This window comes from Pseudomonas akapageensis (assembly GCF_011355085.1).
GTDB classification, from domain to species: domain Bacteria; phylum Pseudomonadota; class Gammaproteobacteria; order Pseudomonadales; family Pseudomonadaceae; genus Aquipseudomonas; species Aquipseudomonas akapageensis.
The window spans coordinates 1-12,343 of sequence record NZ_VXCP01000043.1 but is presented as its reverse complement, the minus strand read 5'-3'; the positions used below and the strand labels follow the sequence as shown (position 1 = coordinate 12,343).

The window sequence follows — 12,343 nt, the reverse complement described above, 5'->3', positions numbered from 1 at the left end:
GGGGGCTTATTCCCTGTCTTTCACCGAACGAATCAGATTGTTGCGCAACGCCACGACCGACTGCTGGAGTTGCACGAACTCGTCCGACTCAAGGCCCGTGGCACCGGCCAGGCTCAATTCCGCGCGTCGTTCGCGTAGCTGTCGCCCTTCCTTCGTCAGTCTGATGCGCACCTGGCGCTCATCTTCCGGATCGCGCTGGCGCTGCAGATAACCCATCGCCTCCAGCTTCTTGAGGATCGGCGTGAGTGTGTTCGATTCCAGGAACAGCTTTTCGCCCAGGCTGCCGACGGTCTGATTGTCGTCCTCCCACAGGGCGACGATGGTGATGAATTGCGTGTAGGTCAGCCCAAGCTGCTCGAGGACCGGCTTGTAGGCCTTGCCGAAGGCCAGGTTCGCGGAATAGACCGCAAAGCACAGGAAATCCGAGAGCTTCGGAGTTGCGGCGGGGGTTTTGTCGGTGGGTTTCATGGGCATCCTCATTGGGCGAGCGTCTGGAATGCAATTGAAGCTTCGCAAGTGAGAGGATTATACATCGCGCGCGATATAATCGAAAGCGTTGCATGCGAAGTCCGCATCGGCCACGGAGCATGTCCCGGCAGAAACAGCTCCGCTATCTCGTTCCCACGCGGAGCGCGGGAACGAGGAATGTCCGACGCAACACGGTCGGTGTAGCCGCTGCCGCCAGGCTGCGCTCGCGCGCGAAGCGGGCGCCCTTTCTCACGATAGCCGGGGGGCCTTACGGCCCCAGCGCAGCCTGCGGCAGCGGCTACAGAGTGGGTGCAGGTTTTACTTTTTGCGCGGAATAGACCCAGGCACACCCCTTTCCACTACCGAGTTGAAACGTACCCGGGTCGTAATATCTTTCCGAATTTCATGCATGGCTCGGTATTGCAGATGTAGTCAGGAACGCGACGCCGCGCTGTACGGACCAGGCCAGTGCAACTTGAGCCGGGGTCTTGCTGACCTGGCCCTGTTCGTCTCTTGGATCCTGTTCGTCACCGGGTTGAGCCTGAGGCCACAGCCTCTATTGATACGAACGTTTCGGTTCTTCGCGAGAAGCCACGCGTTGCTCAAACACACCGACGGAATTGCCGCCGAGCGCCACATACAGCTGCACCGTGTCGAGATACTGCGCCGTCTTCACTCTGATTTGTCCCAGTAACGCCTGCTCATAGGCGCGTTCGGCCTCCAGCACCTGGAGAATGCTGTTCTCGCCCTGGGCGTAGGCTTGCTGGTTCAAGCGAAGACTCGTTTCGGCCGCGCGCAACGCGTCCTCCTGCGCCAGGTTTTGCTCGGCGTCATGGTTGATGGCCTGCAACGTGTCTGCGACCTGGCCGAACGAATTGATGACGGTCTGCTGATAGCTGGCCAGCGTCGCCTTGTAGCCGTCGACTGCAGCCTGGCGCTGCGCCTTGAGCGTTCCGCCATCGAAGATCGGACCCGCCAGCCCCGCAGCGAAGCCCCAGAGTGCGGCGCCGCCATTGCCTGAAGCCGACTGTGCAAGAAACGCGGAAAGCTCCACATGGGGATAGAGATTGGCTGTCGCGACCCCGATGGCCGCGCTGGCCATGTGCAGTTCAGCTTCTGCTTGCAGAACATCGGGCCGGTCGTGGGCCATTTCCGAGGGCAAACTGACCGGCACGTTGGACGGCAAGGCAAACTCGGCAAGATCGAAGTCAGGCGCGATCCAGTCGGCAGGCCCCTTGCCCGTCAGAATCGACAGGGCGTGGCGTGCCGAATCACGCTGCTGGGCGAGGGGCGGCAACAGCGTGCGGTCCTGTGTGAGTTGCGTCTCAGCCAGCGAAACATCGATCTGCGTGGTGCTGCCATTGAGGTGGGCCATGCGCACGAGTTCGAGGTTCTTTGCGTCATTGGCGAGCAGCTTCTCCACGGCGTGCATCTGCGCGTTTGCAGAGGCGATCAACAAGGCCTGGCTCGCGACATTGCCAGTCAGGGTCAGGTACGCCGCCTCGAATCGATGCTTCTGCAGGTCCGTAAACGCCTGCTGCTGTTCGACCTGGCGCTTGTTGCCGCCGAAAGCGTCAAGGTCAAAGCCGACCCGCGGCCCGATCGCGTAGAAATTGGTGACGGAAGGCTCTTTCGTGTTGTGTATCCGTTGGCGTCCCGCCTGAGCGGCAAAATCGACCTGCGGATACAGTGCACCTTCCGTCGCGGTAACGGAGGAGGCCGCTTGCCGGATCGTTGCGTCTGCAGCCACGAGCTCGAGATTGCCGTCAATGGCACAACGTACAACCTGGTCGAGCTTGTGCGAGCGAAACGCAGACCACCAGTCAGCGCTGACCTTCTTGCCAGGATCAATGTGCTGTTCAGAGGCTGTGTTACCGCTCTGGCCAAGACGCTGCTCGGCCTGTTGGTCATAGTGCTGTGACGGGCTTGCAGGGGGTGTTTGAAAGTCAGGGCCGACGGTGCAGGCGGACAGCAACACAAGGGCCGACAGTGCACCAACCTTCGTTGGGAGCTGATGTCTGTTGATTACGCGCGCATGAATGTTCATTTGGCGGACTCCACGAAAACTAGTTGGTCGCAGCGGGCTTGCGAAGAAAGACAACCAGTGGGCTGACCACCAGCATCGCCACCATCAAAATCTTGAACTGGCCGATAATGGCGACAAAAGCCGCCTGGCCCGTGATCATTTCATTGAGCCCCCCAAGTGCCTGCAACGAATGTGCAGCGGCGTGATAGGGCGTCAGATTGCTTGCAAGCGCCATGTGCATTGCTTGCGTATTGTTGAAGAAGAACAGTTGCACCACCGCAACGCCGATCGTGCTGCCATAGACCCGTGCCAGATTGAACAGACCGGTGCCTTCCGGGCGCAGACTCGGGTCGAGCGTGGTGAACGCCACTTTGGTGATCGCCGGCATCAAGACACCGAGGCCGACACCCTGGATAGCTCCGGCAAGCGCCACGGGCCACCAGTCCATCCCGGGCGAATAGCCGAGCATCAGCCAATTGGCATAAACCACCACGGCGACGCTTGCCGCAACGAAGGGGCGGCGGTCGAAGCGATCGGGAACGCGACCCATCAGCAGGAATGCGCCAACCAGCCCCACACCTCGCGGTATCGTCAGGTAGCCCGTCGTGTCCGGTGGGTACCCGAGCAGCTCATCCAGCATCGGGGATGTCAGCGCCATCGTCGGCAACAGCACGAAGCCCAGTGCGAAAAAGATGACCGTCGACAGCGTGAAGTTGCGGTCGCGGAACAAACGCTTGTTGAGGAAATGCACCTTCGCGGTCAGCACGTGCACAACGAACAGGTAGAGCCCCACTGTGCCCGCCACGGCTTCCAGCCAGATTTCGGGCGAGGCGAACCAGTCCAGGCGCTGACCGCGGTCGAGCAGCATTTGCAGGCCAATCATCCCCAGCGTGAAGGTGCCGAAGCCGAAGAAGTCAAAAGGCGGACTTTTTTCGGCCTTTTTCTCGGCAAGCAAAAGCGCCACCACAAGGAAGATGAACGCCGACAGCGGAAGGCTGATATAGAACATCGAGCGCCATTCGTAGTATTCGCAGATCCAGCCACCGATACTCGGCCCGCTGACGATCCCCAGGAGCACAATTGCCGTCCACGCCGGGCCAAATTTCGCGCGCTGCGCAGGTGGCAATGTCTCCATTGCAATCGCCATCGAGAGGGGCGCCAGCACGCCACTCGCCACGCCTTGAACAATACGCGCGCCGACGAATTCCAGCGGGGTCGTTGCAACCGTAGCGAGCAGCAGGCCAAGGGCGAAGATTGCTATCGCGACTTGATACACAGCCTTCAATCCGAAGCGCGCGGCGAGCCACTGCGCAATCGGCAGGGTGATGGCGCTCGCCGCGAGGTACGAAGTGAATATCCAGCCAGCCTGGTCGTCGGTCATCGACACGGCGCCCTGAATGAACCTGAGTGCCGCGTTCGGCAGGGGCAGGTTCACAGACTGCATATAGGTCGCCAGCAGAGCGGCGAACCTCAGCGTGCGCGCGTTCATCGGTCGGTACCTGCAGTCAGCAGCGATTTGAGCGGGTGCCACCAGGACGTGCGATACCCGGTATCGACCTTGACCGTGGCGCTGATGCCTGAGAAAAGGGGCAGGGCAGGATCCACCTCATCGAGTTCGAGGCGCACCGGTACCCGCTGGACAACCTTGACCCAGTTGCCGGTCGCGTTTTCCGGCGGCAGCAGGGCGAAGTCCGATCCGGCACCAGGGCTCATGCTGACAACGTGGGCTTTGAAAAGGTGATCAGGATACGTATCGATACTGATCGTTGCTGCCTGGCCTGGATGCATGTGGGTCACTTCCGTTTCACGGAAGTTGGCCTCAACCCAGACCTGGCGATCGGACAGCAGGGCGAATGCCGGGCCACCGTTGTTGACATAGTTGCCAACCTGCAAATCGTCGACCTTGGCCACGATGCCATCGTCCGGCGCATACACCGTCGCGTACGAGAGGTACAGCTGCGCCTCATCGAGCTGAGCCATGGCCTCGCGAACCGTCGGGTGGTTATCGGCTTCGATATCCGGATTACCGTTCAATGCAACGACCGTACTGGCGATCTGCTGTTCGATGGACGCGATTCGCTGCCGTGCGACTTTAACGTCCGTGTCTGCACGCTCATAAATCGAGCGCGAGACGAACTCGGAAGCGACCAGCGCTTTCTTGCGGGCAAAATCCTTCTGTTCGAAATCGGCCGTCGCTTTGGCCGATTGCAGTTCAGCCTGCTGCTGCCGGTAGCTGGCCTTGAGCCCATCGATGTGCAGGCGCGCCACGCTCAGTTGAGCTTGCGCACGGTTGACCGCGATCTGGAACGGCTCCGGGTTGATCCGAAACAGCACCTGGCCCTTGCGAACCGGCTGATTGTCCTCGACCGCGATTTCGACGACTTGTCCGGAAATGCGCGCATTGATCGATGTCTTCGCCACCCGGGCGTAGGCGTTGTCGGTCGAAACATAGGGCTCGGCCGCCAGATAACGGGCGATCCCAGCCGCAGCGAAGAGGGCAGGCAGGCCCACCATGAGCAGGGGCCGCAATTTCTCTTTCAACGGTTTCCGGATGGGCGTGTCAGTCTGGTTCGGCCCTGGATGCTCGAAGGTTTGCGTAGCTGAAATGTCGAACTGTTTGGTCATGATCGAAGCCCTGACGTCAATAATTGCTGAGAGAAAGCAAGCCCGTGCGCAGTCAGGAGGATCGCTCCGCCGCACCTGTTTTCGTCGCCGCAACACCCGGTTCGAGCTTCGCTACAACAAACCTGCATTTGAGGAACTTCTGGTTCCTTAATTTTGTGCGATGGTGTAAGAATATCCCCTGACCAACCTTCCTTCAAGGAATTTTGTACAACATGGCACAAAAAAAGATTACAGAGGGCAAAGGCCGAGGCCGCCCCCGCGCGTATGACCCGCAGACAGCGCTGCAGCAAGCGCTTGGTGTTTTCTGGAACACCGGATTTGCCGGCGCTTCCCTCGACAGCATCGCCACGGCGGCCGGCATGAATCGCCCAAGCCTCTATGCGGCGTTCGGCGACAAGCACGCGCTCTATATCAAGGCACTCGAGCAGTATTGGGAATTTGCCGCGGCTGCCATGCATGAAGCGCTGACGGACAGCGAGCTGACATTGCGCCAGGCGTTGCTGCGCTTCTATGAAGGGCAGTTGTCGATCTACTTCTCGGGAGACGGCCAGCCGCGTGGCTGCTTTGCGATCGGCACGGCGACTACCGAGGCCGTCGAGGACGCTGAAATACGCGACGTTCTGTCGGACCGGCTCAGCAGGCTCGATGCCGATCTCGAAATGCGTGTTCGAACGGCAATCGATACCGGCGAGTTGAAAGGCGATGCCGACCCGGCGGCCATTGCCGTACTCGCGTCATCCCTGCTGCACAGCATTTCCATCCGTGCCCGGGCGGGCAAGTCCCGCGCTGAGTTGACGGAGCTTGCACGCAATGCGGTCAACGTGATCTGCGGTTGAGAGGCTTTTATGGCGGGCGGAAGACTCGAAGATATTCTTGCCGAGCATCTTGCGGTGGTTTTTTGTGGCATCAATCCGGGCATGACCGCCGCGGCCCTTGGGCATCATTTTGCCGGCAGAGGCAATCGCTTCTGGCGCACGCTTCATCTCGCCGGTTTTACGCCGCAGGAACTGCGCCCGGAAAACGATCGATCGATCCTGCAGTATCAGTGTGGATTGACGGCTGTGGTTGAGCGGCCGACGGCGCGCGCGGATCAGTTGTCCCTGGATGAATTCGTCGCTGCCGCTGCGGATTTCGAAGCAAAGATCGCGCGCCACGCGCCGCGCTTCGTGGCTTTTCTCGGTAAAGCTGCCTATTGCGCGTTATCCGGCCAGCGAGAGGTTGCGTGGGGGCTTCAGGCAACGACCTTCGGCAATGCCTCGGTCTGGGTCTTGCCCAATCCCAGTGGGCGTAATCGTGCGTTCACGCTCGATCAACTGGTCGATGCGTACCGTCAACTCTGCCTGGCACTGTAAACTGGGCGAGCAAAAGGCCCGGATGATCGGGCCTGCCCCTTTTTACTCCTCAAGCAAGAGATCCCCATGGCAAACCACGACATCACTTTTATCCCTGATCCCGACGCGGAATCCATCTCCTCCGACGTTGCCGGTTTCGGTGGCCTGCTGGTCTCCACCCAGATCCCCACCCGCGCCGATGGCAGCCTGGAGCTGGGCGACATCACCCTGCAGAGCGAGTGCACCCTGCAGGCGCTCAAGGTCGCGCTGGAGCGCGCCGGCAGTTCCATGGACCGTGTCCTGCACCTGACCATCTACCTCACCGACATGGCCGACCGCGCCGCGTTCAACGAGGTCTACCAGCGCTTTTTCGCCAAACCCTGGCCAGTTCGCGCCGCCGTTGGCGTGGCCGCCCTGGCGGTCGAAGGCATGCGTGTGGAAGTCACCGCCATGGCGGCCAAGGGCTGAATTCAGCGGCGTCTGCATCGCTGGCAAGCCAGCTCCCACAGAGATCTCGCACAGATCCGCAGCGAACCCTGTGGGAGCTGGCTTGCCAGCGATGAGGCCTTCACAGGCAACAAGGAAGCTCCCAAAGCCGCCACCGGGCAGCACATGGGTGCCGGTCAAGCGATTCGCCGCTACAATGCGCGCCTCGACCGTGACAAGCCCGACTAAAAAACATGTCCCTACCCAAGCATCACCTCGAACTGCTCAGCCCCGCCCGCGACGTGGCCATCGCCCGCGAGGCCATCCTGCATGGCGCCGATGCCGTGTACATCGGTGGCCCGAGCTTCGGCGCCCGCCACAACGCCTGCAACGAGGTGAGCGATATCGCCCAGTTGGTGGAATTCGCCCGTCGCTACCACGCCCGGGTGTTCACCACCATCAACACGATCCTGCACGACGACGAGCTGGAGCCGGCCCGCAAGCTGATCCACCAACTGTACGATGCCGGCGTCGACGCGCTGATCGTCCAGGACCTGGGCGTGATGGAACTGGACATCCCGCCGATCGAGCTGCACGCCAGCACCCAGACCGACATTCGCACCCTGGCGCGGGCCAAGTTCCTCGACCAGGCCGGTTTCTCGCAACTGGTACTGGCCCGCGAGCTGAACCTCAAAGAGATCCGCGCCATCGCCGACGAGACCGATGCGGCGATCGAGTTCTTCATCCACGGCGCCCTGTGCGTGGCGTTCTCCGGCCAGTGCAACATCTCCCACGCCCAGACCGGCCGCAGCGCCAACCGTGGCGACTGCTCCCAGGCCTGCCGTTTGCCCTACACCCTGAAAGACGACCAGGGCCGCGTGGTGGCCTACGAGAAGCACCTGCTGTCGATGAAGGACAACAATCAGAGCGCCAACCTGCGCGCCCTGGTGGATGCCGGCGTGCGCTCGTTCAAGATCGAGGGGCGCTACAAGGACATGGGCTATGTGAAGAACATCACCGCCTACTACCGCCAGCGCCTGGACGAGATCCTCGAAGATCGCCCGGACCTGGCCCGTGCTTCCAGCGGCCGCACCGCGCACTTCTTCCTGCCCGATCCGGAGAAGACCTTCCACCGCGGCAGCACCGACTACTTTGTCAGCGATCGCAAGATCGACATCGGTGCCTTCGACACCCCAACCTTCACCGGCCTGCCGGTGGGCGTGGTGGAGAAGGTCGGCAAGCGCGACATGCAGGTGATTACCCATGAGCCGCTGTCCAACGGCGACGGCCTCAACGTGCTGTTCAAACGCGAAGTGGTGGGCTTCCGGGCCAATATCGCCGAGGCCAGGGGCGAATTCGAGGAAGAGGGTGAAAAGCGTTACCGCTACCGGGTCGAGCCCAACGAGATGCCGAAGGAGCTGCACCAGTTGCGGCCCAACCACCCGCTGAGCCGCAACCTGGACCACAACTGGCAGCAGGCCCTGCTCAAGACCTCCGCCGAGCGCCGGGTAGGCCTGGCCTGGGGCGCGCGTCTGCGCGAGGATCGCCTGGAGCTGACAGCCACCAGCGAGGAGGGCGTCAGCGTCAGCGTCGCCCTGGACGGTCCGTTCGGTGTGGCAAACAAACCGGAACAGGCTCTGGAGCAACTGCACGACCTGCTCGGCCAACTGGGCACCACCCAGTACCACGCTACAGCCATCGAACTGGATGCACCGCAGGCGTTCTTCATCCCCAACTCGCAGCTCAAGGCCTTGCGCCGTGAAGTCATCGAAGCGCTGACCCTGGCCCGCATCAATGCCCACCCACGGGGCGGGCGCAAGGCCGAGACCGATCCACCACCGGTGTACCCGGAGTCGCACCTGTCGTTCCTGGCCAACGTCTACAACCAGAAGGCCCGCGACTTCTATCACCGCCACGGCGTCAAGCTGATCGATGCGGCCTACGAGGCCCACGAGGAGACCGGCGAGGTGCCGGTGATGATCACCAAGCACTGCCTGCGCTTCTCCTTCAACCTCTGCCCCAAGCAGGCCAAGGGCGTTACCGGCGTGCGCACCAAGGTCGCGCCGATGCAGCTGGTACACGGTGACGAGGTGCTGACGCTGAAGTTCGACTGCAAGCCTTGCGAGATGCACGTGATCGGCAAGATGAAGGGCCACATCCTTGACCTTCCGCAACCGGGCAGCAACGCGGTGAAGCAGATCGTCGGGCATATCAGCCCTGAAGACCTGCTCAAGACCATTCCGCGCGGGCCTCACTGAGTGACAGCAAGGGCCCTATCGCTGGCAAGCCAGCTCCCACAGGGTTCGACGGTACACTGTGGGAGCTGGCTTGCCAGCGATAGGGCCACCTTGGCTGAACTCGATTACCAGTAAGTAGCTGTTTTCAAATAAATTTATGCGTCCTGGGGCTTCCCAGACACAGCAAAACTTGATAAATTTCCGCGCATTCCTGCAGAGGCCCCCACAGGGCTTGTAGCGAACATCAGAAATCGATGTGCTCAGCACTCGTCGCAACAGATACAGGGGCGTCGCCAAGCGGTAAGGCAGCAGGTTTTGATCCTGCCATGCGTTGGTTCGAATCCAGCCGCCCCTGCCATTTTCCCAATAGGTCGTGGCTATTTCATCGAGCCCCTTGCCTTATATCCCCACAAAAAATATCGACATTGCCATCGTCCGGTGCCGTTCGCACGACGATTGAGTAGCCGCCGGAAAGCAACTCCTGCATTGCCACAGGTGCGCTCCTTTCATAGCTCCAACCGCTGAGTCCGATGCGTTGGGTGTTGACCTGATCATTCATGGCGTAGGCGACTGGCCCCGGCTGCTGGCAGCTGCCCTTGTTGATGAAGGTGTACAGGCGCAAGGGCAGGTTGGTGCCATTTGGAATGCCGCTGATGAAGAAGTTGAATCCGGTTTGATTGCCCTGGCTGTACAAAATGGTATTGGCGATCTGGCCGGCATTCTGCCGGGTGGCGGTCAGATTGACGTTGACCGTATGGTCTGATGACGTGGTACAGCCGAAAATGCTCGCGGTGACCGCAAGAATTGCCAGCTGGTTGCTGAAGGTCATTGCCAAACTCCTGTATTGAAGAACTGCAATGGATGATTAGCGGGTATAGCCCATTCTTTACAGGCGTTCGACATTGCCCCCTGGATCTCCATGGCAGAAGGAGCGCCCCGTCCACCATGGACAATCCTCGCTCAGAGGCTGAGGAAACCGCTGTAGAGGCCGTAACCCGCAATCAGCGCACCAATCAGCACGACAACGAATATGACCTTCTCGATGGAGGTGAACACCGGTTGGCCCAGTTCGCGTTTGGCCTTGGCGAAGAGGATCGCTCCCGGTGCATAAAGCAGCGCCGACAACAGCAGATACTGCGCCCCCGCCGCGTACACCAGCCACACGGCGTAGAGCACGGCGATCAGCGCAATCAGCAAATCCTTGCCACGCTCGCCGGGGGCCTGCTCATAGGTTTCGCTACGCCAGGCCAGCAGCAAGGCGTAGGCGGCGGACCAGAAGTACGGCACCAGGATCATCGAGGTCGCCAGGTACAGCAGGCTGAGGTAGGTGGAGCTGTTGAACAGGGTGATGATCAGGAACAGCTGGATCAGCCCGTTGGACAGCCACAGTGCGTTGGCCGGGACCTGGTTGGCGTTCTCCTTGCGCAGGAATTCCGGCATGGTGTGATCACGGGCGCTGGCGAAGAGGATTTCCGCGCAGAGCAGCGTCCAGGACAATAGCGCACCAACCAGTGAGACGATCAGGCCGGCGCTGATCAATAACGCGCCCCAGTGTCCCACCACGTGCTCCAGTACGCCGGCCATGGACGGATTCTTCAAGCCGGCCAGTTCCGCCTGGGCCATGATGCCCTGGGAAAAGACATTCACCAGGACCAGTAGCAGGAGCACACCGATGAAGCCCGCCACGGTCGCCTTGCCGACGTCGCTGCGCTTTTCGGCACGGGCAGAGAAGATACTCGCACCTTCAATGCCGATGAACACCCAGACGGTGACCAGCATCATGTTGCGGACCTGATTCATCACCGTGCCCAGGTCGCTGTTGCCGGCGCCCCAGAAATCGCTGGTGAACACATCCATCTTGAAGGCCACACCGGCAATGACGATGAACAACGCCAGCGGCACCATCTTGGCGATGGTGGTGAGAACGTTGATAAAGGCGGCTTCCCTGATCCCGCGCAGTACCAGGAAATGCAGGAGCCAGAGCAGCACGGAAGCACAAATGATCGCCGGCAGGGTGTTGCCCTCGCCGAACATGGGGAAGAAGAAACCAAGGGTGCCGAACAGCAGCACCATGTAGCTGACGTTGCCGATCCAGGCGCTGATCCAGTAGCCCCAGGCCGAGGAGAAGCCCATGTAGTCGCCGAAACCGGCCTTGGCGTAGGCGTACACCCCGCCGTCGAGCTTGGGTTTGCGGTTGGCGAGGGTCTGGAAGACGAACGCCAGCATCAGCATACCGACGCCGGTGATCAACCAGCCGATCAGCGTGGCGCCGGCACTGGCACTCTTGGCGATGTTCTGCGGTAGCGAAAAGATCCCGCCGCCCACCATGGAGCCGACGACCAGTGCGATCAATGCCCCAACCTTCAACTTATCGCTGGGGGCAGCGACCTGAGTTTCCTTGTGGGGTTGGACATCTTTGTCGAACTTGCTGACAGACTCGACCATCTTAATCTCCTTGCCGAAACGGCATCGTTCAAGAAGGTGACCGGCCAACAAGGAGTGGTCGCTAACACACCGCATGACCCTTCGAGTGACACGTGCCACCGAACAGACTGCTTAGTTGCTGCTGGGAGTTGGTTCGATGCAACTCATGCCCCGCAGCCGGGCACTACAATCCAGAACGCAAATAATCACCAGGCGCCTCGCAGCATTCGAAAATGCTCGACTACCCAGTGTTTCTGAGTTTCCTGAGGAAGAATATGAGGCGCGTTCACGCGCTCCTCCAGCTTGGCTGCGAATGTTGCAGCGGATGCCTGGTCGGAGAAACTGAAGGTCATGCCACAGGCATGTACCAGCCAAATCGGTTTCTCTTGCGTGGGGACCAACTCGATCGATAGGTTCATCTGGCACTTCCGGAACGTGGGAAGCATGAACTCAACTAATTTAGTGTAGTCAATAATCTTGAAGAACAAGAGGAGTTGACGTCTAAGTTTCCGGATTGAATTCCAATGCCTCGTCGGCGAGGCATGACGGACCTGGGATCAACTTCAACTAGTTTTTATACAGATACGGATTGCAGACCATCTGAACGAGCCCCATGAAAGACAGGACACCGTTTCCCCCTTACGATAAGGGATAGGCAAACGGTTATGTTTATGACTAATAGCAACGACAAGAGTGGGGAGCTTTTGGGCCAGGAGCGGCGGCGCCGCTGGAGCCCAGAGCAAAAGCTGGCCATGGATCCGGTAAGCCGTGGGCGTGGGAGACGGAGGGCGGCCGGTGGCTTGGGG

The 12,343-nt window shown here is 60.4% G+C and carries 11 protein-coding genes, 1 tRNA gene and 1 pseudogene; 5 read left to right on the top strand and 8 right to left on the bottom strand.

Going from position 1 to position 12,343, the window contains the following annotated elements; translation table 11 throughout:
• Window positions 1-6: 6 nt before the first annotated feature.
• The 5 genes and pseudogenes from F2S13_RS24100 to F2S13_RS24085 form a co-directional block, all read right to left on the bottom strand.
• The gene (locus F2S13_RS24100) at window positions 7-468 is read right to left on the bottom strand and encodes a MarR family winged helix-turn-helix transcriptional regulator (RefSeq protein ID WP_166365583.1); all 462 of its coding nucleotides are present in this window, start codon (window positions 466-468) and stop codon (window positions 7-9) included.
• Between the two features lie 318 nt (window positions 469-786).
• Window positions 787-967: pseudogene (locus F2S13_RS29515) on the bottom strand (aldo/keto reductase); the annotation flags it as partial.
• A 57-nt stretch (window positions 968-1,024) separates the two neighbouring features.
• Window positions 1,025-2,515, bottom strand: coding sequence for an efflux transporter outer membrane subunit (locus tag F2S13_RS24095; protein ID WP_166365581.1), 1,491 nt, complete (start codon window positions 2,513-2,515; stop codon window positions 1,025-1,027).
• 19 nt (window positions 2,516-2,534) lie between these two features.
• On the bottom strand, window positions 2,535-3,983 hold the full coding sequence (locus tag F2S13_RS24090) for a DHA2 family efflux MFS transporter permease subunit (RefSeq protein ID WP_166365579.1): 1,449 nt from the start codon (window positions 3,981-3,983) through the stop codon (window positions 2,535-2,537).
• Window positions 3,980-5,119, bottom strand: coding sequence for an HlyD family secretion protein (locus F2S13_RS24085; RefSeq protein WP_166365577.1), 1,140 nt, complete (start codon window positions 5,117-5,119; stop codon window positions 3,980-3,982). Before F2S13_RS24085 ends, F2S13_RS24090 begins: the two co-directional genes overlap by 4 nt.
• 212 nt (window positions 5,120-5,331) lie before the next feature.
• Between F2S13_RS24085 and F2S13_RS24080 the strand changes: the two genes are divergently transcribed.
• From F2S13_RS24080 to F2S13_RS24060, 5 genes are all read left to right on the top strand, one after another.
• Window positions 5,332-5,955: a TetR/AcrR family transcriptional regulator gene (locus F2S13_RS24080; protein WP_166365575.1), complete on the top strand. Its 624-nt coding sequence runs from the start codon at window positions 5,332-5,334 to the stop codon at window positions 5,953-5,955.
• 9 nt (window positions 5,956-5,964) lie between these two features.
• Entirely contained in the window at window positions 5,965-6,471 is a 507-nt protein-coding gene (gene mug / locus F2S13_RS24075) for a G/U mismatch-specific DNA glycosylase (protein ID WP_166365573.1), read from the top strand.
• A gap of 66 nt (window positions 6,472-6,537) precedes the next feature.
• A complete protein-coding gene (locus F2S13_RS24070) occupies window positions 6,538-6,918 on the top strand; it encodes a RidA family protein (RefSeq protein WP_166365571.1) in 381 nt (126 codons plus the stop codon).
• 212 nt (window positions 6,919-7,130) lie between these two features.
• Window positions 7,131-9,134, top strand: coding sequence for a peptidase U32 family protein (locus F2S13_RS24065; protein WP_166365568.1), 2,004 nt, complete (start codon window positions 7,131-7,133; stop codon window positions 9,132-9,134).
• A 262-nt stretch (window positions 9,135-9,396) separates the two neighbouring features.
• Window positions 9,397-9,471, top strand: a tRNA-Gln gene (locus tag F2S13_RS24060).
• A 24-nt stretch (window positions 9,472-9,495) separates the two neighbouring features.
• Here the strand turns inward: F2S13_RS24060 and F2S13_RS24055 are convergent.
• The 3 genes from F2S13_RS24055 to F2S13_RS24045 all read right to left on the bottom strand — a co-directional run bounded on the left by F2S13_RS24055 (window position 9,496) and on the right by F2S13_RS24045 (window position 11,956).
• The gene (locus F2S13_RS24055) at window positions 9,496-9,942 is read right to left on the bottom strand and encodes a hypothetical protein (RefSeq protein WP_166365566.1); all 447 of its coding nucleotides are present in this window, start codon (window positions 9,940-9,942) and stop codon (window positions 9,496-9,498) included.
• A 131-nt stretch (window positions 9,943-10,073) separates the two neighbouring features.
• Window positions 10,074-11,558 (bottom strand): arginine-ornithine antiporter, encoded by a 1,485-nt coding sequence (gene arcD, locus F2S13_RS24050; protein ID WP_281354585.1) that lies wholly within the window; start codon window positions 11,556-11,558, stop codon window positions 10,074-10,076.
• Window positions 11,559-11,743: 185 nt separating this feature from the next.
• Window positions 11,744-11,956 (bottom strand): hypothetical protein, encoded by a 213-nt coding sequence (locus F2S13_RS24045; RefSeq protein ID WP_166365564.1) that lies wholly within the window; start codon window positions 11,954-11,956, stop codon window positions 11,744-11,746.
• Window positions 11,957-12,343 lie beyond the last annotated feature (387 nt).